Raw genomic sequence first — 20,918 nt, 5'->3', positions numbered from 1 at the left:
TGAGCAAAAAGTGAGTAATCAATTGCTGCAAGACACCGTCATTTCCGGGAGCCACCAATGAACCGCCGTCGCCTTGTCCTGTGGGGAACGATGCTGCTGATTCTGGCGATTCTCGGGGTTGCCGGCGTGCGTATCGCACAACGCCTGAAGCCGGTCGGTGCGAGCCCGGCGCCGCCACTGGTGGTCGAGGTTCAGCGACTCGGCCCACGGCGCTTCACGCTGGAACGGAACTATGTGGGCACCATCATGAGCCAGCGCCGGGCCTGGCTGGCTGCCCGGATCAGTGCCAGTGTGCTGGCCATTCACCGCCGCGAAGGCGAGTGGGTCGAGGCCGGAGAGCTGCTGATCACGCTGGACGATCGGGAACTTGTCGAGGAAGTCGGACGGCTGGAGGCCGTGAGCCGGCGGATCCGGGCCGACCTGGCGTTCTGGCGTCGGCAACTCTCCCGGGATCAGAAACTGCTGGAACAGAAGCTCGTCGCAACGAAACAGCGCGACGAAAACCGGCGCATGGTCGAAACCCTGGAGGCCTCCCTGGCGGAAAACCGCCATGCCCTGGCCAATGCCCGGACCCGGCTGGATGATGCCCGCCTGCGCGCACCCTTTTCCGGACATGTCCAGCAGCTGGCCATCGAGACGGGTGAGCTGGCCGCCCCGGGGCGACGGCTGGTCGAACTGGTGGCCCCGCAGCCGCTGCGCGTGGTGCTCCAGGTGCCGCAGCAGGATCTGACCCTTCTGCAAGTGGGTCAGAAAGCGCGTTTCCGCCAGCCATTGCAGTCGCGCCAGTGGCAGGCGCGGATCCGCCGTGTCTATCCGGCGGTCGATCCCCGGACCCGCAATGCCACCATCGAGGCACCGGTGGCCGAGGAACTCACCGGCCTGCTGCCGGGCATGGCTGTGGAAGCGAGTGTGGAGGTGGCCGTGCATGAGGCGGCCATCGTGATCCCGCGGCATGCCGTCCACCGCAGGCGGGACGGGGTTGGCGTCTTCATCGTCGAAACGGGCCGGGCACGCTGGCGGCCGGTACGGACGGGGGCGTATCAGAATGGCGAGGTGCGGATTCTGTCCGGCCTGTCGGCCGGCGACCGCCTCATCGTCACGCCGGATCCCCGCCTGGAAGATGGCCGGCCCGTGCGGGAGGCAGGCAAGTGAGCTGGCCGCGTTTCGCCATTGCCTACCGGCACACCGTGTATGCGGCACTGATTGGCATCGTGGTGCTGGGCGTGACGGCGCGCTTCGATCTGCCGGTGCGCCTGTTTCCCGATACCGATCCGCCAGTGGTGACCGTGATCACCGCCTGGCCCGGCGTGGCGGCCGTGGACGTGGCCAAGCGCCTGAGCAAACCCCTCGAGGAGGAGTTTGCCGGCATCGATGGGGTGGTGCGGGTTGGCTCGACGAGCCAGACCGGGCTCTCGGTGGTCAAGGTGGAATTCGATTATCAGCGGCGGGTGGAGGAAGCCGCGGTGGACGTGCAGAACGCCATCAGCCGAATCCGTGATCGTCTGCCGCGCAATCTCCGTGAACCCCAGGTGATGCAATTTTCCTCCGCCGACAAGCCAATCCTCACCCTGGCCCTGAGCAGCGAGCACCTGGGCCTCGAACAGGTGCGAGAACTGGCCGACAATGCCGTTCGCGATCGGTTGCAACGGGTAGCCGGCGTGGCCACGGTGGATGTCTTCGGTGCCTGGAAACGCCAGCTCGAGGTCGCCGTCCACCGTGATCGGCTGCGCGCGTACGGACTGACCATGGCGCGGCTTGCCGCGCTGCTCGATGCCTGGAACCTGTCTGAATCGGGCGGTCGCATCTCGCTGGGGGAACGGGAGACGGTGGTACGCTTCGATGCGCCCCTGCTCGATGCCGACGATGCACGCCGGCTGGTGGTGTTGCGCCGTGGCGATGAGGTGGTGCGCCTGGCGGACGTGGCCGATGTGCGGGAGGGCGTGCGCGAGGCCCGATCCGCTTTCCGGCACAATGGCCGGCCGGCCATTGCCGTTCAGGTGCTCAAGCGCCAGGAGGCCAATACGGTGGAAGTGGCCGAGGCGGTTCGCAGCGTGCTCGCCGAACTGCAGAACGCGTTTCCCAAGGTGCGTTTCGCCGTTGCGGATGACGACTCGGTGTTTACCCGTCTGGTCATCGACAACATGACCAGCACCATTCTCGTGGCCATCGTGCTGACCATCGTGGTGGTGTTCCTGTTTCTTGCCGATTTGCGGCAATCGGCGATCATCGCCGTTTCGATTCCCGTGGCCTTTCTCATGACCTTCTCGCTCATGTGGCTGAGCGGCATCGATCTGAACATGATCACCATGTCGGCCATCATTCTGTCCATCGGTCTGTTGGTGGACGACGGCATCGTGGTGCTGGAAAACGTGCATCGCCATTTGAAGATGCCGGGCAAATCCCCTGCCCGGGCCGCCATCGACGGCACCGAGGAAATCTTCCTGGCCGATCTGGCGGGCACCGTCACCACCCTGTCGGTACTGGTGCCGCTCATGTTTCTGGGTGGTTTCGTGGGCAAGCTGTTCACGCCCCTGGCATGGACGCTGGCTTTTGCCCTGTCTTCGTCCTTTGTGGTGTCGGTGACGTTGATCCCCTTGCTGGCGGCCCTGTGGCTGCGGGAGGCTCCCGCTTCGCACCACCCCGGCGCCCGTTGGGTTCGGCCGTTCACTCGCGTCATGGACGGCCTCAGGGCGGTTTATCTTGCGCTGCTCGATCGGGCCTTGCGCCATCCCTGGCGTACCCTGGGAGTGGCGGTCCTGCTCATGGCCGTCAGCGTGCGCGCCCTGCTGTTCATCGGCAGCGAGATGTTGCCGCGGTTCGATTCGGCCAGTTTTCAGTTCAGCCTCGATACCGTCCCCGGCACGCCGCTCGAGGAAACCCTGGCCTCGGTCGCCCACGTGGAGCAGGCGTTGCTGGCAGAGCCGGCGGTCATCGATGTCAGCAGCCAGCTGGGTTTCGAGCCGGGTGCGCATTTTCTCGGCAGCCGTGGCGCCCTCGATGTCAACCAGGCTCTGCTCACGATCAATCTCGTGCCACGCACCGAACGGCAGACGAGTCTGTGGCGCGTCATGGCCCATGCCGAGCAACAGGCGGCCGGCTTGCCGGGCGTGGTGCTCGGGGTGGCCAAGGAAAAGGGCGGCACGGCACGGGCGACGACTGCGGCCTCCATCGTCGTGCGGATCAGCGGTGACGATGTCGTGATGCTGGATCGCCTGGGCAGCGAAGTGCTGGCGCGGCTGCGGCAGGTGCCCGGCGTGCGCAGCCCCTACAAGAACTGGGCCCTGGACACCCCGGAAACCCGGGTCCGGCTCAATCGCGAACGGATTGCCGAACTCGGCCTCGATGGCACAGCCATCGCCCGGGGGGTATATCAGGCCCTGGAAGGGCAGGCCGTTACCCCCTGGCGGCAGGTACGCAACCGGGATCTCGACGTGTGGCTGCGCTATGCCGAGCCACAGCGTCGCCATCTCGACGATCTCGAGGAAGTGGTGGTCGCCTCGCCGGACGGGCGGCAGTTTCCGCTGCGCGAAGTGGCGCGCCTGGAAGTCGGGCTCGGCCCGCGTATCGTCACCCGGGAAGACTTACGGCAGGTGCTCGAGGTCATGGCCTTTCATCAGGGCCGCCCGCTGTCGGAGACCATCGCCGACCTCCGCTCTGCACTGGCGGATTTGTCGGTGCCCGCAGGTTATCGCCTGGATATCACTGGCGAGCAGCGGGACTTTCAGGAGGCCAGTCAACGCATGGTGCGCGCCCTGGCGCTGGGGATTCTCGCGGTCTATCTGGTCCTGCTCGCCCAGTTTCGCTCCTTCCGCCACCCCTTTACCATCATGATGGCAGTGCCCCTGCAATTCATCGGCGTCGCGGTCGCCCTGCTGGTGGCCGGGAAATCCCTCTCCATGCCGGCCATGTTGGGAATCATTCTGCTGACGGGCACGGTAGTCAACAACAGCATCATCCTTATCGATTATATCCTGCAGCGGCTCCGCAAGGGCGTGGCCGTGGATGCCGCCATTCGCGAGGCGGTTTCGGTGCGCTATCGGCCGATCATGATGACGGCGCTTTCGGACGTGGCCGGCATGCTCCCCCTGGCCCTCGAACTGGCGGTGGGTTCCGAGCGTTTCTCGCCACTGGCGACCGTGGTGATAGGCGGTGTATTGGCCGCAACGTTGCTGACCCTCATCGTCATTCCTGTCATCTTCAAGCTGCTGTCGTCCCGGCAGCCCTCAGTCCGCGAATCACTGCTGATTGAAACATCAACTTCATCTTAACCTAAGAGGAAAGAACCATGAACAATCCTGTTGGAAAGAGAAATATTGCAATTGGTCTGTGGGTCATGGCCGCTTTCATGGCATACGGTTTCCTGCTCATCTGGTTGCGGGACTTTGCGCCGGGAAAGGAGGCCTGGATTGCATCCAGTCATACCGGCGCCCATTTTGAGGCACGCATGGCCCATGTCCACGGCAACCTTTTCGCGTTCCTGAATATCGTGATCGGTTTCCTGTTGCTGCGTTTGCCTATCGAGCCTGGAATCGCATCCCGGATCTCCTGGTTTGCGCTTGTCGGCCTGCTGATGCCAGTGGGCATTCTGGGTGAGGTCTATCTTGGGTTGCCGCCATACCTGGTGCTAATTGGCGCGCTGGCCATTTTTGTGGCGACTGTCACCCTGGGGGTTGCTGTGTTGCGGATGAATAAAGCGGTGTGATACTTCATGCTGTTCATGTCGACGGCGGACGGTTTTTGTATTCAACAAAGGAGATTCGAAATGTGCAGACTGTGCTGGATGTTGGTTCTGGTCCTGGTCGTGATCAGCGGGGGGATGGCCTGGAAGTTTGTGATCCAGGGCGAGACGGTGACGGCGACCGATGGGCGGCAGGCCCTGCTGCTGGCGCCCGCCGAGCGGGACATGGTGCTGGCCGAGATGCGCGCCTTTCTGGCCAGCGTGCAGGCCATCGTGCAGGGCGTGCAGGAAGAGGACATGGACGCCGTGGTGAAGGCGGCGCGACACGTGGGGGCGGCGGCGCAGGGGGCGGTGCCCGGTTCGCTGATGAAGAAACTGCCGCTGGAATTCAAGCGCCTGGGCTTCGACACCCACCGCCAGTTCGATCAGCTGGCGCTGGACGCCGAACAGTTGGGCGATCCCGGCCACACCCTCGAACAACTTGCCGGCCTCATGCGCAACTGCGTGGCCTGCCATGCCGCCTACCGCATCGACGCGGCATCAATGACGCGGCGCTGATGACAGGGACTTTCCCCCGGCAGGGTTGCGGGGCATGAGGAGAGGTTTTCCTGGGAAATTGGCGTTGCCGCGTCAGGGACGAGGGACGAGGGACGAGTGGCGAGGAAAAAATGCCTCGTCCCTCGTTACTCGTCCCTGCCGGTTGAACCCGTCGGGCCTTTGGCCCGACGGGTTCAACCGGTATTGCGCATGCCCGCGGCGATGGCGTTGATGGAACGCAGCAGCGGGTTGAGCCACTGGTTGCGGGTTTCCTCGTCGAGGGATTCGTCGCGGTAGCGGCGCAGCAGGGTGACCTGGATCTGGTTGAGCGGGTCCAGGTAGGGGTTGCGGCGCTTGAGCGAGAGGGCGAGCTGGGGCGTTTCGGCCATCAATTCGTCGAGCTGGGCCACGTCCAGCACTTCCCGTACCGTGCGCTGGTATTCGTTCCTGATGGTCTCGAAGATCTGCCGCGCGCTTTGCTGATCGTGGCACAGGGACATGTAGCTTTCGGCGATCCGCATGTCGGCCTTGAACAGCGCCATCTGCGAGTTGGAGAGCAGGGCGCGGAAGAAGGGCCATTCCTCGTACATGGCCTGCAACTGGGCCAGTTCGTGTTCGCCGGGCGCCTCCTGGAGCCAGCCCGCCAGCGCCGAACCGATGCCGTACCAGGCCGGCAGCGTGTGGCGGGACTGGGCCCAGCCGAACACCCAGCCGATGGCCCGCACCGAGCCCTTGGAGCGATCGCCCACCTTGCGATGCGACGGCCGCGAGCCGATGTTCATCAGGGCGATTTCCCGTACCGGCGTGGCTTCGTAGAAGTAGTCGAGAAAACCGGGTGTCTCGTCGGTGAGCTGGCGGTAGGTGCGCTCGCCCCGGTCGGCCAGTTCCTTCATCACCTGCAGGAAGCGGGGGTTGTCCGGCTCCGGCGGGGTGATCAGGTTGCGGCTGGCCTTCATCAGGCCGGTGATGCCCATGCTCAGCTCGTACACGGCGGTTTCGTGGTTGCTGTACTTGTAGGACAGCACCTCGCCCTGTTCGGTGAACTTGATTTCGCCATGCACGGTGCCGGTGGGCTGGCTGAGAATGGCCTCGTGGGTGGGGCCGCCGCCGCGGCCGATGGTGCCGCCGCGGCCATGGAACATGCGCAGATGCACGCCGCGCGCCTTGCACAGGGCGGTGATCTGCTGCTGGGCCTGGTACAGGTTCCAGGCCGAGGCGAGGATGCCGCCGTCCTTGCAGGAATCCGAATAGCCCAGCATCACTTCCTGGCTGTTGCCGGAGGCGGCGAGCAGGGCCGCGTAGACGGGATCGTCCAGCAGCCGGTTCATCACCGGTTCGATGTGGGCCAGATCGTCGATGGTCTCGAATAGGGGCGAGACGCGCACGTGGCAGAACCATTCGCCGTCGCGCTGACCGGTCAGCCCCGCCAGCCAGGCGAGGAACATCACTTCCATCACGTGGCTGGCGGCATGGGTCATGGAGATGACGTAGTTGCCGAAGACCCGGGGACTGATCTCCTCGCGCATCCGGGCCATGATGTCGAAGGTCTCCAGGGTCTCGCGGCTGCGCTCGTCCAGGGCTTCGCGGTCGATGGCCGGGGGCGGGCCGGCCAGGGCCTCGCCCAGCTTGCGCATGCGCTGTGCTTCGTCCAGGGCTTCGTAGTCGCTGCCGTCGATCTGTCGCCACACGGCGCTGACCGTATTGGTGTGGATGGTTGATTCCTGGCGCACGTCGAGATGGGCCAGGAAGAAACCGAAGGTTTCCACCAGCCGGATCAGATCCTGCAATTCGCCACGGGCGATGATGGCGTCGCCGTGGCTGATGATGGAGTCGCGGATGAGGTAGAGATCGGTCAGCAGGGCCGCTTCATCGCGGTAGCCGTGATCCGGCGTCGGCAGGGGGGCGCCTTCGAGATGGTGATCCAGGCGCGCCAGGTTGTGCTCGATGCGCCGTTGCATCAGCACCAGCTTGCGCCGGTAGGGTTCTTGGGCGTAGCGTTGGGGACGTTCGGCGAAGACCTCGGGCATGGCCTGTTCGTCCCGTTCCAGGGCGGCCAGGAAGTCCGCCGAGGGCTGGATGAACTCGGTGGACATGGTGAGGATCTTCTGCAACTGGCGGATCCGGCCATAGTATTCGCGCAGGGCCTCGCGGGACTGCATGCGCACGGCGGTGACGGTGGTTTCGGGCTTGACGAAGGGGTTGCCGTCGCGATCGCCCCCGATCCAGGACCCGAAGCGGATGAAGCTCGGCACGTGGATCTGCGCGCCGTCCTGGCCATAGGTGCGTTCGATGGCGCCTTCGAGATAGCGATAGGTCTCCGGCACCGACTGGAACAGGCATTCGCGGAAGTAGTAGAGCCCGTTCTTCACCTCGTCGAGCACCTGCAGCCGGGTGGTGCGCACCTCGTTGGTCTCGTAGAGGATGCGGATGTGGCGTTCCAGTCGCTCGAGGATGCGGCTGCGCTCGATGCGCGACAGGCGCGGGGCGTCGAGTTCCTCGCTGATCACGAAGATCCGCCGCAGGGCTTCGAGGATGGTGCGGCGTTTGGCCTCCGTGGGGTGGGCGGTGAAGACCGGGATGTAGGCCAGATGGTCGAGCAGATGCTGCATCTTCTCCGCCGGGACGCCCTCGCCGTGGAACTGGCGCAGGGTGTGGTCGAAGGAGCCCACCCACAGCGGACCGTTGCGGCTCACCTCGCGGCGGCGCAGCTTGTGCTGGTAGCTCTCCTCGGCGATGTTGACCAGGCTGAAATAGATGCTGAAGGCCCGGATCACGTGGGCGAGGGTGTCCGGATCCAGGGATTCGACGAGGGCCGCCAGGCGCTGGCGCTTGCGCACGTCTTCCGACTTGCGCAGGCTGATGTGGCCCTTGCGCAGGGTTTCGACGGCGTCGAAGACCTTCTTGCCGGCATGTTCGTGGAGGATCTGCCCGAGAATGTTGCCGAACAGCTTGACCCGCGAGCGCAGGGGCTTGTCGTTGAAGCGCCGTTCGACGGCGGTTTTGGCGTCAGCAGTCATGAAACGGAGGCCTTGTCACAATCGGAACCCCGCATTATACCGCAAGGAAGCGTGACGGCGTCTCTTGACGCTGGGGGGCGGGGTATGTTTGCAACAGGGCCGATGAGAAGATGGTAGCCGAGGTCGGACTCGAACCGACACGCCCGAAGGCACAGCATTTTGAGTGCTGCGTGTCTACCAGTTCCACCACTCGGCCACGCGCCGCCATTATAGGGAGCCGGCCGGGAGCTGTCCAAGGCCGGATGAGAAATGCCGGCCGACCTGCTATCCTCGCGCGCCATGCGTCGTCAGGACTTTCACTTCGATCTGCCGCCGGAACTGATTGCCCAGCAGCCCACCGCCGAACGGCCGGCCAGCCGGCTGCTGCACCTCGAACGGGCCAGTGGCTCGCTGCATGACCGGCAGTTTCGCGATCTGCCGACGCTGCTGCGGCCGGGGGATCTGCTGGTGCTCAACGATACCCGGGTCATCCCGGCCCGCCTGTGGGGCCGCAAGGAGACGGGCGGCCAGGTGGAAGTGCTGGTGGAACGGCCGCTCGACGAATGCCGTGTGCTGGCGCATGTGCGGGCCAGCAAGTCGCCGAAGCCCGGAACCCGACTGGTCTTCGAGCAGGGGGTCACGGCCGAGGTGACGGGACGCGAGGCGGATTTGTTCCGCCTCGCGTTCAACCGGCCGGTGATGGCCGTGCTCGAGACGCAGGGCCACATGCCGTTGCCGCCCTACATCGAGCGGGAAGACACGGAACGGGATGCCGAGCGCTACCAGACCGTCTACGCCCGTCACCCCGGTGCGGTAGCCGCGCCCACGGCCGGCCTGCACTTCGACGAGGCCCTGCTGGATGCGCTGGCGGCGCGGGGCATCGAACAGGCGCGCGTCACCCTGCACGTGGGCGCCGGCACCTTCCAGCCAGTGCGGGTGGAGGACATCCGCGAGCACCGGATGCACAGCGAATGGCTGCGGGTGTCGGAGACAGTGGTCGAGGCCGTGCAGCGCACCCGCGCCCGGGGCGGGCGGGTGGTGGCGGTGGGCACCACCGTGGTGCGCAGTCTCGAGACGGCGGCGCAGGGCGGCGAATTGCAGCCCTTCGAGGGCGAGACCGACATCTTCATCACGCCCGGTTTCCGTTTCCGGGCGGTGGACGCCCTGATCACCAATTTCCACCTGCCCGAATCGACCCTGCTGATGCTGGTCAGCGCCTTTGCCGGGCACGAAACCGTGATGCGTGCCTACCGGCACGCGGTGGCGCAGCGCTATCGCTTCTTCAGTTATGGCGATGCCATGTTTATTGGCTGAGAGAAAAGTGAAAAGAGACAAGGGGAAAGGGGCGAAAGCGCAATGGCAGGCGCCGTGGCATCGGAACGGTCCGTCACTTCGTATCTTGCATCTTTGCGCTGTTTCCTGAATTGACAATGAAATTTGCACTGCTTGCAACCGATGGGGCCGCCCGGCGCGGGCGGTTGACCTTCGACCGTGGCACCGTCGAGACACCGGCCTTCATGCCGGTGGGGACCTATGGCACGGTCAAGGCCATGACGCCGGAGGAGCTGCGCGAGGTGGGCGCCGAGATCGTTCTTGGCAACACCTTCCATCTGATGCTGCGGCCGGGCACCGACGTCATCGAGGCGCATGGGGATCTGCACGATTTCATGCACTGGGACGGGCCCATCCTCACCGACTCGGGCGGTTTCCAGGTCTGGTCGCTGGGCAAGCTGCGCAAGATCACCGAACAGGGCGTGCGGTTCCGCTCGCCGGTGGACGGCAGCGAGGTGTTCCTGGGGCCGGAAGAATCCATCGCCGTGCAGCATGCCCTGGGCAGCGACATCGTCATGATCTTCGACGAATGCACCCCGTATCCGGCCACGGAGCGCCAGGCCCGCGAGTCGATGGAATTGTCCCTGCGCTGGGCCCGGCGCTGCAGCGAGGCGCACGGCGATCATCCCTCGGCCCTGTTCGGCATCGTGCAGGGCGGGATGTATCCGGAATTGCGCAGCCAGTCCCTGCGAGGCCTCCAGGCCATCGGCTTCGATGGCTATGCCATCGGCGGCCTGTCGGTGGGGGAGCCCAAGGAAGACATGCAGCGGATCCTGGCCCACCTCGGGCCGCAGATGCCGGCCGATCGGCCCCGCTACCTGATGGGCGTGGGTACGCCCGAGGACCTGGTGGAGGCGGTGCGCCGGGGCGTGGACATGTTCGACTGCGTGATGCCCACCCGCAATGCCCGCAACGGTTACCTGTTCACCAGCCGGGGCATGATCCGGATCCGCAACAGCCGTTTCCGCACCGACACCGCGCCGCTCGATCCCGACTGTGACTGCTACACCTGCCGCAATTACAGCCGCGCCTACCTGCGGCATCTCGACCGCACCGGCGAAATCCTCGGCTCGCGCCTCAATACCATTCATAATCTTTATTATTATCAGAAGCTTATGCAGGGCATGCGGGAGGCCATCGCCGCCGGTCGGCTGGCGGATTTCGTGGCCGATTTCTACGCGCGGCGCGATCTGGCCGTGCCGCCTGTGTCATAATACGCGCGCTTTTTCGCCCCCGGGCGAGACTGAATCCTCAAACCAAATACAAGGATTGCCCATGAGTTTCCTGATTTCCGATGCCCTGGCCGAAGGCGCGCCCGCGGCCCAGCAGGGGGATCCGCTGACGTCGCTGCTGTTCTTCGGCGGTTTCATCCTGATCTTCTATTTCATTCTCATCCGTCCCCAGCAGAAGCGGGCCAAGGAGCACCAGAAGATGGTCTCGGCGCTCGGCAAGGGGGACGAAGTGGTCACCAATGGCGGCCTGCTGGGCAAGGTCACCGAGGTGGACGATGAATACGTGAGCCTCGAACTGGCCGACAACGTGGTCGTGCGTCTGCAGAAGCAGGCTGTTGCCAGCGTGCTGCCCAAGGGCACGCTCAAGACCATCGGCAAGGGAAAATAAGACCAACCTGACCGGCCACCCCGGCGCCCCGGCGCCGGTTGCGCCCATTCGGATTCGACCATCATGCTGAACCGCTATCCGCTGTGGAAATACCTTCTGATCCTGATCGTGATCGTGGTGGGCGTCATCTATGCCCTGCCCAACGTCTATGGCACCGACCCGGCCATCCAGATCACGGCCAGTCGTACGGCCAGCGTCGATGAGGCATTGCGCAGCCAGGTGGCGAGCCTCCTGAAAGGGCGCGGCATTCCGCTCAAGGCCATCGAACAGGAACCCCGGCACCTGCTGATCCGCTTCAACAGCGTGGAGGATCAGCTCAAGAGCGCCGATCTGTTGCGCGAAACCCTGGGCGAGAACTACACCGTGGCCCTCAACCTCGCCAGCGCCGCGCCCGAGTGGCTGGCCGCCATCAATGCCCGGCCCATGTACCTGGGGCTCGACCTGCGGGGTGGTCTGCACTTTCTCATGGAGGTGGATACGGAAACGGTGATGCAGCAGGCCTATGATCGCTACATCTCCGATCTGCGCTCGCTGCTGCGCGAGCGCAAGATCCGCTATGCCGCCATCCTGCGCCGGGGCGAGACCATCGTGCTCAAGTTCCGCAAGCCGGAACAGCGTGACGCGGCCCGCGGAGCCATTCGCAGCGCCATCGGCCGGGATCTGGTGGTGTCCGAGGAGCAAGAGGGCAGCGTGCCGGTCCTCCTGGCGCGCCTGACTGAGCAGACCATCCGTGACATCAAGAAGCACGCCCTGCAGCAGAACGTCACCACCCTGCGCAACCGGGTCAACGAACTGGGCGTGGCCGAGCCGGTGATCCAGCAGCAGGGCGACAACCGCATCGTGGTGCAGTTGCCGGGGATCCAGGATTCGGCCCGGGCCAAGGAGATCCTCAGCGCCACCGCCACCCTGGAGTTCCGTCTCGTGGACGTGGAACACAGCCTGCAGGAAGCCCTGGCCGGCAAGGTGCCACCCACCGCCCGCATCTATTACGAACGCAACGGTCAGCCCATCCTGCTCAAGAAGCGGGTCATCATCACCGGGGAGAACATCACCAACGCCACGTCCGGCTTCGATCAGCAGAGCGGTTCGCCGGCGGTATTCATCAACCTCGACAGCGCCGGTGCCCGGGTCATGGCCCACACCACCAAGCGCAATCTCAAGAAGCCGATGGCGGTGGTATTCATCGAATACAAGCCGGTGACGAAGATCGTCGATGGCAAGAAGGTCACGGAGACCGTCAAGAAGGAAGAGGTCATCAACGTGGCCACCATCCAGGGCGTGTTCAGCAAGCGCTTCCAGATCACCGGCCTCGACAGTGTCGAGGAAGCCCGCAATCTGGCCCTGCTGCTGCGCGCCGGCGCCCTGGCCGCGCCGATCCGGATCATCGAGGAACGCACCATCGGCCCGAGCCTTGGCAAGGAGAACATCGAGCAGGGCACCGAATCGGTCGTCGTGGGCATGCTGCTGGTGGTGCTGCTCATGGCCTTCTGGTATCGGGGCTTCGGCCTGGTGGCCGACGTGGCCCTGCTGGTCAACCTGGTGCTGATCGTGGCCGTGCTGTCCATGCTCCAGGCCACCCTGACCCTGCCGGGGATTGCCGGCATCGTGCTCACGGTGGGCATGGCGGTCGATGCCAACGTGCTGATCTTCGAACGGATCCGGGAAGAGTTGCGCAACGGCAACACGCCCCAGTCGAGCATCAACGCCGGTTACGAGAAGGCCCTCTCGACCATCGCCGATGCCAACATCACCACCCTGATCGCGGCCGTGGTGCTGTACATCTTCGGGACCGGCCCCATCAAGGGTTTCGCCATCACCCTGTCCATCGGCATCGTGACCTCCATGTTCACCGCCATCATGGGCACCCGCGCCATCATCAATCTGGTCGTGGGTGGACGCAACATCAAGTCCCTGTCGATTTGATCAACGGAACGCCACCGACATGCAAATCTTCAAGCAGACCACCAAGATCGATTTCATGGGCAAGCGCTATCACGCGCTGGTCCTGTCCACCATCCTGATTCTGGTTTCGCTGGGATCGCTGGCCGTCAAGGGGCTCAATTTCGGCCTGGACTTCACCGGTGGCACGCTCATCGAGGTGGGCTACAGCCGCTCCGTGGAGTTGCCGGCCGTGCGCGAGGCCCTCGAGAAGGCCGGGTTCAAGGATGTGGTGGTCCAGCACTTCGGCACCACCCGCGACGTGCTGGTTCGTCTGGCCCCGCAGGAAGGGGGCGAACACGGCACCGAGACCCTTGGCGATCGGGTGCTGCAGGTACTGCGCGAAGCCAGTGACGGTCCGGTGGAGATGCGCCGGCAGGAATTCGTCGGCCCCCAGGTGGGCGAGGAACTGCGGGACGACGGCGGGCTGGCCATGCTCATCGCCCTGGCCTTCATCCTGGTCTACGTCATGGCCCGCTTCGAATACCGCCTGGCCCTCGGCTCGGTCGGCGCCCTGTTTCACGACGTGATCATCACCCTTGGGGCCTTTTCCCTGTTCCAGTGGGAATTCGATCTGACCGTGCTCGCGGCCATCCTTGCGGTGATCGGCTATTCCCTCAACGACACCATCGTGGTCTTCGATCGCCTGCGGGAAAACTTCCGCAAGCTGCGCAAGGCCAGCCCCGTCGAGGTCGCCAACATCTCCATCAACGAAACCCTCTCCCGCACCATCATGACCTCTTTCACCACCGTGCTGGTCGTGCTGGCCATGTTCTTCCTCGGCGGCAAGCTCATCCACGCCTTCTCCCTCGCGCTCATCATCGGCATCGTGGTGGGCACCTATTCCTCCATCTACGTCGCCAGCAGCACCGCCCTGGCCCTCAAGATCACCCGCGCCAGCCTGATGCCGGTGCAGAAGGAAGGCGCCGAATCGGGTCACACGCCCTGACGCTCAGCTTCCCTCGCGGATTTTCCTTGCCGTCTCCAGCGGATCCTCTTCCTCACCGTTGCCGAGCGTACGGCAGAGCGTGGACGTTTGGTCGCGGCAGCGATCGGGGTGCTGTTCAGCGTTGCGGATGACCGTTTCGGCCCAGATGACGGCAATGCCCCAGAGCACGGCGCCGAACAACAGGGTGCCATGGCTGATGCCGGCCACGCCGACGGGACCGCCGAAAAAGCCGTAGACGAAACTCACGATGCCGGCCAGCCAGAAGACGGCGATGGGGGCGGCGCAGCAGCCGGCGCAGCCGAAGCGGCAGACGGCCAGCGGGGGGACGAGCAACAGCCAGATGTTGCGGTTTCGCATCTCCACACCTCCATGACGGACAGGGCCTTGTTGTCGTCCGGGAACCGGGCTGGCCCTGTCCGGTTTCCGGCCTCCGGAGATTCGGTCGCGAATCGGGTGGAGGATGACCTTTGAGTATCACGGGCACCGGAACAGGTCAACCACGAGACCTTTTTGATAATGTGGAAATGACTCAGCCGCCGTTTGCAGCCAGGCGCTGTTCGCGCCGCAGGAGGTAGGCCAGGACATCGGAGGACCGATGGGCGGTCACCGGCACCACGGTGGCGCGGTTGTCGGGCAAGCGGCGCCGCGGGGGCTCGATGGAAAGGATGGTCAGCCGGGATTCCCTGCGGCCAGGCGAGTAGGCCACTTCGCAGGCGGCTTCCATGAGCCCGTCGAGCACGTCACGCATGACGGCCTCAAGGGCGCGGCGGGAGAGCGGATCGGTGGATTTCGGCACGTGACGTCCCTGACTGAAAAGCGGTTCTGCCTTCCATAGCGGACGCAGGACGGCGTTTTGCAGGGTGTGCGAGCCTTTTTCGGCAGTTTGTCAGGCCGATTTCAGTTCCGGCGGCAGCAGGGGGCGGATCTTCTGCAGCATGGCCTTGAATATCCGCGGATTGGCGGCCACCACGTGGCCGGTTTCGAGGTGGTCGGGGCGGCCGTCGATGCCGCTGACCAGTCCGCCGGCTTCCTCGATGAGCAGCACGCCGGCGGCGATGTCCCACAGGTTGAGATCCAGCTCCCAGAAGCCGTCCAGCCGTCCGGCCGCCACGTAGGCCAGATCCAGCGCGGCCGAGCCGGCGCGGCGGATGCCGGCGCTGCCGGGGATCAGGGTCTTCATCATCTCGCAGTAGGCGTCGAGCCAGCGCATCTGGCTTTCCCGGAACGGGATGCCGGTGCCGAGCAGGGCGCCTTCGAGCGACGGGCGCTTGCCGACCCGGATGCGGCGGTTGTTGAGGGCGGCGCCGTTCCCGCGGCTGGCCGTGTACAGCTCCTCGCGCAGGGGATCGTAGACCACGCCGACCTCCAGCCGCCCCTTGTGGCGCAGAGCGATGGAGATGGCGAACTGGGGGAACCCGTACAGGAAATTGGTGGTGCCGTCGAGCGGATCGATGATCCACTGGTGCGCGTCACCGGCGCTTTCGCCGCTTTCCTCGGCCAGGATGGCGTGGTTGGGATAGGCCTTGCGGATCACCTGGATGATGGCCTGTTCCGCCTGCCGGTCCACCTCGCTGACGAAATCGTTGCGGGTCTTTTCCGTGATCGTCAGGGTGTCGACCTGGTTGGCGTAGCGGTTGATGATGGCACCGGCGCTGCGGGCGGCGCGCACGGCGATGTTGAGCATCGGATGCACGGGGACTTCCTTGGGGTTTCGGTGGTGAAAAGAACAGGGGCCGGGAGTGGATGGACACTCGCCAGCGGTTGGCGCAGAGTCTATTCTATCAGGCCCCGTGGCCGCCGTCAGGCGCGTTCGTTTCTTCATTTTTTGCAAGCCACTGCCATGACCGATACCCCAACCGCAATTTCCTGCCTGAACCGCATCCGGGTGGTGCTGGTGGAAACCAGCCATCCCGGCAACATCGGTGCCGTGGCGCGGGCCATGAAGAACATGGGGCTTGCCGAGCTGGTGCTGGTGAAGCCGCGGGTCTTTCCCCATGCCGAGGCCACGGCCCGGGCTTCGGGCGCCGACGATCTGTTGGTTCGGGCTCAGGTGGTGGAAAGCCTGGAGGCGGCCATCGCCGACTGTGTCCTGGTGGTGGGCGCCAGCGCCCGCAGCCGCACGATTCCCTGGCCGCTCATGCAGCCGCGGGACTGTGCCCGGCGCATGCTGGCAGAGGCGGCCCGGGGCGCAAAGGTGGCACTGGTCATGGGCCGGGAGAAGTCGGGGCTGAGCAACGCCGAGCTGGAACGCTGCCGGGTGCACGTGCACATCCCGGCCAATCCCGACTATCCGTCCCTGAACCTGGCAGCCGCCGTGCAGGTGCTGGCCTACGAGCTGCGCATGGCCGCGCTGGAAGCGGAATCGGCCCTGCCGGAGGGCGCGATGCTGGAACGGGATCAGCCCCTGGCTACCGCGGCCGAACTGGAAGGGCTGTATGCCCATTTCGAACGGACCCTTGCCGCCCTGGACTTCTACGATCCCGACAATCCCCGCCAGCTCATGCGGCGCCTGCGGCGCCTGTTCAACCGCGCGGAGCTTGACCGGATGGAGGTCAACATTCTGCGCGGCATCCTCGCCGCCGCCGAGAAGGCCGCCGGTGGTGATGGTCGTTGAATTCGCCAGTCGGGGCCCCATCATGCAGTCCAGTGACGGTGACAGCGATGTTGTCGCGACCCCATCGTTCTGTCGTCTCGCGCTATCCGTCCTTCGTGCCGCCGCCGGGTTGAGTTGACACCCGCGTTCGGCCCGTCTCTAATTAGCCCCCTTTTCCAGGCGGATCTGTCCATGTTCAGTCGTATTCGGGAAGACATCGATTGCGTTTTCGACCGGGATCCGGCCGCGCGCACCCGTTTCGAGATTCTCACCACCTATCCGGGCGTGCATGCCGTGCTGGTGCACCGGCTCAGTCACTGGCTGTGGAACCACCGGCTCAAGTGGCTGGCCCGGGCCCTCTCCCATCTCGGCCGCTGGCTGACCGGCATCGAAATCCATCCCGGGGCCCGCCTCGGGCGGCGCTTCTTCATCGACCACGGCATGGGCGTGGTGATCGGCGAGACCGCCGAGATCGGCGACGACTGCACCCTCTACCACGGCGTCACCCTCGGCGGTACCACCTGGCAGAAGGGCAAGCGCCATCCCACCCTGGCCGACAACGTGGTGGTGGGGGCCGGGGCCAAGGTGCTCGGACCCATCCAGGTAGGGGAGGGGGCCCGCATCGGCTCCAACGCCGTGGTGGTCAAGGACGTGCCGGCCGGCGCCACGGTGGTCGGCATCCCCGGGCGCATCGTCACCCGCAAGACCGATGACGAGCAGCACGCGCGGCGCAAGGCCTTTGCCAGGAAGATCGGCTTCGACGCCTACGGTACCACCCAGGACATGCCCGATCCGGTGGCCAACGCCATCAACTGCCTGCTGGATCATGTGCACGCCATGGATCAGCAGATGGAGAACATGTGCAAGTCCTTGAAAAAGCTGGGAATGGAGCTGGATGTCGTGGAGCTGCCGGACCTCGGCGGCTGCGACATCTCGGCCGGCAACAGTTGCGATACGGGGATCGGCGACAGCAGCGGAAAGACGACAAAACCTGACAGGGAGGAAGGGAAAAAGGCCTGAGGAATCAGGGCCAAGAACGCAGACCAGGTGGGGCAAAATACTTGACTATTTTGCTAGGTCTTGATAGGCTTCCGTTCGAACGCCGAGAAGATTACTCAAAATTACAGGGTATTGCAATGAGACTGACAACCAAAGGTCGTTACGCGGTCACCGCCATGCTCGACCTGGCGCTGCACTATCAGGATGGCCCCATCACGCTGTCCGACATCTCCCAGCGCCAGGGGATCTCCCTTTCCTATCTGGAACAGCTGTTCTCCAAGCTGCGCAAGCAGGGGCTGGTAGACAGCACCCGCGGGCCCGGGGGTGGCTATCGCCTGAGCCGCGAAGCCAGCCAGATTGCCGTGGCCGACGTGATCACCGCCGTCGATGAAAAGGTGGAGACCACCCGCTGCGGCGGCCTGTCCAACTGCCAAGACGATCAGCAATGCCTGACCCACGAACTGTGGACCGAGCTGAGCCACCAGATCCATGAATTCCTGATGGGCATCAGCCTCGGCGCCCTGGTCGAACGCAAGGGGGTGCAGGAAGTGGCCGCCCGCCAGGAAAAGGTCGCCATGCAGTTCGAACCCCCCAAGGCGGAAAGCGCCTGAACCCGGTTTCCGCAGGAGATGAGCAGGACATGAAGAAACCCATCTATTTCGACTACTCCGCCACCACCCCGGTCGATCCGCGGGTGGCGGAGAAGATGTGCCAGTGCCTGACCCTGGACGGCAACTTCGGCAACCCCGCCTCCCGTTCCCACGAATACGGCTGGAAGGCCGAAGAGGCGGTGGAGGAAGCCCGCAAGCAGGTGGCCGACCTGGTGGGGGCCGATCCCAAGGAGATCGTCTTCACCTCCGGGGCCACTGAATCGGACAACCTGGCCATCAAGGGCGCGGCCCACTTCTACCAGAAGAAGGGCAAGCATATCGTCACCTGCAAGACCGAACACAAGGCCGTGCTGGACACCTGCCGCCAGCTTGAACGGGAGGGCTACGAGGTCACCTACCTCGATCCCGAGCCCAATGGCCTCATCGATCTGGACAAGCTGAAGGCCGCCATCCGTGACGACACGGTGCTGGTCTCCATCATGCACGTCAACAACGAGATCGGCGTAATCCAGGATATCGCCGCCATCGGCGAGATCACCCGCGAGCGCAAGGTGCTGTTCCATGTGGACGCGGCCCAGAGCGCCGGCAAGGTGCCCATCGATCTGCAGACGATGAAGGTCGATCTCATGTCCTTCTCGGCCCACAAGATCTACGGCCCCAAGGGCATCGGCGCCCTGTACGTGCGGCGCAAGCCCCGGGTGCGCCTGGAGGCCCAGATGCACGGCGGCGGCCACGAGCGCGGCATGCGTTCCGGCACCCTGCCCACCCACCAGATCGTGGGCATGGGCGAGGCTTTCCGGATCGCGAAGGAAGAGATGGCCGCCGACAACGAGCGCATCCGCATGCTGCGCGACCGGCTGCTCAAGGGCCTCGAGGACATCGAGGAAATCTACATCAACGGCGACCTGGAACAGCGCGTGCCCCACAACCTCAACATCAGCTTCAACTTCGTGGAAGGGGAATCGCTGATGATGGCCCTCAAGGATCTGGCCGTCTCCTCCGGCTCCGCCTGCACCTCGGCGAGCCTCGAGCCGTCCTACGTGCTGCGGGCCCTGGGCCGCAACGACGAGCTGGCCCACAGCTCGATCCGCTTCAGCCTCGGTCGCTTCACCACCGAAGAGGAAGTGGATTACGCCATCGAGGCCATCAAGCAGAACATCGACAAGCTGCGGGAACTCTCGCCGCTGTGGGAGATGTACAAGGAAGGCATCGATCTGAATTCCATCGAGTGGACGGCCCACTGAGCCGCCCGCGCAACCGAGACCATCGAACGAGGTAACCCATCATGGCATACAGCGACAAGGTCATCGATCACTACGAAAACCCCCGCAACGTCGGCAGCCTCGACAAGGACGATGCCAGTGTCGGCACCGGCATGGTGGGCGCGCCGGCCTGCGGCGACGTCATGCGCCTGCAGATCAAGGTCAACGAGCAGGGCGTGATCGAAGACGCCAAGTTCAAGACCTACGGCTGCGGTTCGGCCATCGCCTCCAGCTCGCTGCTGACCGAATGGGTCAAGGGCAAGTCGCTGGACGAGGCCGCCAGCATCAAGAACACCGACATCGCCGAAGAACTGGAACTGCCGCCGGTGAAGATCCACTGCTCGGTGCTGGCCGAAGACGCCATCAAGGCCGCCATCAACGACTACAAGCAGAAGCAGGGCCTCGCCGGCGACGACGACGTCGCCCAGAGTGCCTGAGGATCGGCACATGGCCATCACGCTGACCGATACCGCCGCCGAGCGGGTCAAGGCCTTCCTCGAGAACCGGGGCAAGGGCGTCGGCCTGCGGCTCGGCGTCAAGACCACCGGCTGCTCCGGCATGGCCTACGTGCTGGAGTTCGCCGACGAGGTGGCCGAAGAGGATCAGGTCTTCGAATCCCACGGCGTGAAGATCATCGTCGATCCCAAGAGCCTGCTGTATCTCGACGGCACCGAGCTGGACTACGGCAAGGAAGGCCTCAACGAGGGCTTCCGCTTCAACAACCCCAACGTCAAGGACACCTGCGGCTGCGGCGAGAGCTTCACCGTCTGATCCCGGCGCGGCATGGATCTGAGCAGCAACCATTTCGAACTGTTCGGCCTGCCGGTCGGTTTCGACATCGATACCGCGCAACTGGCCGAGAAATATCGGGAACTGCAGCGGGTCCTGCATCCGGATCGCTTCGCCAATGCCTCGGATCGGGAACGGCGCCTGTCGGTCCAGCAGGCCGCCCAGGTCAACGCGGCCTACCAGACCCTGCGCTCGCCCCTGCGCCGGGCCCGTTACCTGCTGGAGCTGCGGGGCGTCGAATTCGACGACGAACGGCAGACCCATCTGGACCCGGACTTCCTCATGGCCCAGATGGAACTGCGCGAGGCCCTGGCCGAAGTGCGGAGCCAGGCCGATCCCTTTGCCGCCCTCAATCGTCTGATGACCGATCTGGCCCGCGAACGCGAGGCCCTGGAGACGGAACTGGCCCGGCACCTGGCGCAGGAAGACGAGGCCGCGCTGGAAGCGGCTCGCCAGATCGTCCAGAAGCTCCAGTTCTTCGCCCGCCTGCAGGAAGAAGCCGAGGAAATCGAGGAAGGCCTGCTGGACTGATTTGGCTTTGGGATGCCGTAACAAGGTGCCGAAAAGCGGAATACGGCTTGATGGAATGCCTCAAAATTGTGCTGATACGATTT

General features: G+C 64.6%; 20 protein-coding genes and 1 tRNA gene. 16 read left to right on the top strand and 5 right to left on the bottom strand.

Annotated elements, in window-relative coordinates; all coding sequences use genetic code 11:
• Positions 1-57: 57 nt before the first annotated feature.
• The 4 genes from ACZ5BH_RS01110 (at position 58) to ACZ5BH_RS01095 (ending at position 5,236) form a co-directional block, all read left to right on the top strand.
• Positions 58-1,152: an efflux RND transporter periplasmic adaptor subunit gene (locus ACZ5BH_RS01110; protein WP_464890086.1), complete on the top strand. Its 1,095-nt coding sequence runs from the start codon at positions 58-60 to the stop codon at positions 1,150-1,152.
• Positions 1,149-4,268, top strand: coding sequence for an efflux RND transporter permease subunit (locus ACZ5BH_RS01105; RefSeq protein WP_464890085.1), 3,120 nt, complete (start codon positions 1,149-1,151; stop codon positions 4,266-4,268). The genes ACZ5BH_RS01110 and ACZ5BH_RS01105 overlap by 4 nt, the downstream gene beginning before the upstream one ends.
• A gap of 17 nt (positions 4,269-4,285) precedes the next feature.
• Entirely contained in the window at positions 4,286-4,702 is a 417-nt protein-coding gene (locus ACZ5BH_RS01100) for a hypothetical protein (RefSeq protein WP_464890084.1), read from the top strand.
• Between the two features lie 78 nt (positions 4,703-4,780).
• Positions 4,781-5,236: a hypothetical protein gene (locus ACZ5BH_RS01095; protein WP_464890083.1), complete on the top strand. Its 456-nt coding sequence runs from the start codon at positions 4,781-4,783 to the stop codon at positions 5,234-5,236.
• A 173-nt stretch (positions 5,237-5,409) separates the two neighbouring features.
• On the opposite strand, the gene ppc is transcribed toward ACZ5BH_RS01095, so the two are convergent.
• Positions 5,410-8,232 carry a phosphoenolpyruvate carboxylase gene (gene ppc / locus ACZ5BH_RS01090; protein WP_464890082.1) on the bottom strand — a complete coding sequence of 941 codons (2,823 nt, stop codon included), beginning with the start codon at positions 8,230-8,232 and terminating at the stop codon, positions 5,410-5,412.
• A 111-nt stretch (positions 8,233-8,343) separates the two neighbouring features.
• Positions 8,344-8,428: transfer RNA gene (locus tag ACZ5BH_RS01085), tRNA-Leu, on the bottom strand.
• Between the two features lie 83 nt (positions 8,429-8,511).
• Between ACZ5BH_RS01085 and queA the strand changes: the two genes are divergently transcribed.
• The 5 genes from queA to secF all read left to right on the top strand — a co-directional run bounded on the left by queA (position 8,512) and on the right by secF (position 14,050).
• Positions 8,512-9,525, top strand: a complete 1,014-nt coding sequence (gene queA / locus ACZ5BH_RS01080; RefSeq protein ID WP_464891235.1) for a tRNA preQ1(34) S-adenosylmethionine ribosyltransferase-isomerase QueA — start codon at positions 8,512-8,514, stop codon at positions 9,523-9,525.
• A gap of 116 nt (positions 9,526-9,641) precedes the next feature.
• Entirely contained in the window at positions 9,642-10,757 is a 1,116-nt protein-coding gene (gene tgt, locus ACZ5BH_RS01075; RefSeq protein WP_464890081.1) for a tRNA guanosine(34) transglycosylase Tgt, read from the top strand.
• A 61-nt stretch (positions 10,758-10,818) separates the two neighbouring features.
• Positions 10,819-11,163: a preprotein translocase subunit YajC gene (gene yajC, locus ACZ5BH_RS01070; RefSeq protein WP_464890080.1), complete on the top strand. Its 345-nt coding sequence runs from the start codon at positions 10,819-10,821 to the stop codon at positions 11,161-11,163.
• A gap of 63 nt (positions 11,164-11,226) precedes the next feature.
• Complete coding sequence (secD, locus tag ACZ5BH_RS01065) at positions 11,227-13,086, top strand: protein translocase subunit SecD (protein WP_464890079.1); 1,860 nt, start codon at positions 11,227-11,229, stop codon at positions 13,084-13,086.
• A 19-nt stretch (positions 13,087-13,105) separates the two neighbouring features.
• Positions 13,106-14,050, top strand: a complete 945-nt coding sequence (gene secF, locus ACZ5BH_RS01060) for a protein translocase subunit SecF (protein ID WP_464890078.1) — start codon at positions 13,106-13,108, stop codon at positions 14,048-14,050.
• 3 nt (positions 14,051-14,053) lie between these two features.
• Here secF and ACZ5BH_RS01055 read toward each other — a convergent pair whose 3' ends face one another.
• The 3 genes from ACZ5BH_RS01055 to ACZ5BH_RS01045 all read right to left on the bottom strand — a co-directional run bounded on the left by ACZ5BH_RS01055 (position 14,054) and on the right by ACZ5BH_RS01045 (position 15,743).
• Positions 14,054-14,407, bottom strand: coding sequence for a hypothetical protein (locus ACZ5BH_RS01055; RefSeq protein ID WP_464890077.1), 354 nt, complete (start codon positions 14,405-14,407; stop codon positions 14,054-14,056).
• 172 nt (positions 14,408-14,579) lie between these two features.
• A complete protein-coding gene (locus ACZ5BH_RS01050) occupies positions 14,580-14,846 on the bottom strand; it encodes a hypothetical protein (RefSeq protein ID WP_464890076.1) in 267 nt (88 codons plus the stop codon).
• Positions 14,847-14,936: 90 nt separating this feature from the next.
• Positions 14,937-15,743: an inositol monophosphatase family protein gene (locus tag ACZ5BH_RS01045; protein ID WP_464890075.1), complete on the bottom strand. Its 807-nt coding sequence runs from the start codon at positions 15,741-15,743 to the stop codon at positions 14,937-14,939.
• Positions 15,744-15,890: 147 nt separating this feature from the next.
• Here ACZ5BH_RS01045 and trmJ point away from each other — a divergent pair, with 147 nt between their 5' ends.
• From trmJ to hscB, 7 genes are all read left to right on the top strand, one after another.
• Positions 15,891-16,664, top strand: a complete 774-nt coding sequence (gene trmJ, locus ACZ5BH_RS01040; RefSeq protein WP_464890074.1) for a tRNA (cytosine(32)/uridine(32)-2'-O)-methyltransferase TrmJ — start codon at positions 15,891-15,893, stop codon at positions 16,662-16,664.
• Between the two features lie 171 nt (positions 16,665-16,835).
• Positions 16,836-17,663, top strand: coding sequence for a serine O-acetyltransferase (gene cysE / locus ACZ5BH_RS01035; RefSeq protein ID WP_464890073.1), 828 nt, complete (start codon positions 16,836-16,838; stop codon positions 17,661-17,663).
• Between the two features lie 116 nt (positions 17,664-17,779).
• Positions 17,780-18,253, top strand: coding sequence for a Fe-S cluster assembly transcriptional regulator IscR (iscR, locus tag ACZ5BH_RS01030; RefSeq protein WP_464890072.1), 474 nt, complete (start codon positions 17,780-17,782; stop codon positions 18,251-18,253).
• A 29-nt stretch (positions 18,254-18,282) separates the two neighbouring features.
• Positions 18,283-19,497: an IscS subfamily cysteine desulfurase gene (locus tag ACZ5BH_RS01025; protein ID WP_464890071.1), complete on the top strand. Its 1,215-nt coding sequence runs from the start codon at positions 18,283-18,285 to the stop codon at positions 19,495-19,497.
• Positions 19,498-19,538: 41 nt separating this feature from the next.
• Positions 19,539-19,952 carry a Fe-S cluster assembly scaffold IscU gene (gene iscU / locus ACZ5BH_RS01020; protein ID WP_464890070.1) on the top strand — a complete coding sequence of 138 codons (414 nt, stop codon included), beginning with the start codon at positions 19,539-19,541 and terminating at the stop codon, positions 19,950-19,952.
• A 10-nt stretch (positions 19,953-19,962) separates the two neighbouring features.
• The gene (iscA, locus tag ACZ5BH_RS01015) at positions 19,963-20,286 is read left to right on the top strand and encodes an iron-sulfur cluster assembly protein IscA (RefSeq protein WP_464890069.1); all 324 of its coding nucleotides are present in this window, start codon (positions 19,963-19,965) and stop codon (positions 20,284-20,286) included.
• 12 nt (positions 20,287-20,298) lie between these two features.
• Positions 20,299-20,835 carry a co-chaperone HscB gene (gene hscB, locus ACZ5BH_RS01010; RefSeq protein WP_464890068.1) on the top strand — a complete coding sequence of 179 codons (537 nt, stop codon included), beginning with the start codon at positions 20,299-20,301 and terminating at the stop codon, positions 20,833-20,835.
• Positions 20,836-20,918: the final 83 nt, after the last annotated feature.

This window comes from Thioprofundum lithotrophicum, assembly GCF_055387065.1.
This window is presented reverse-complemented; position numbering and strand designations above follow the sequence as displayed.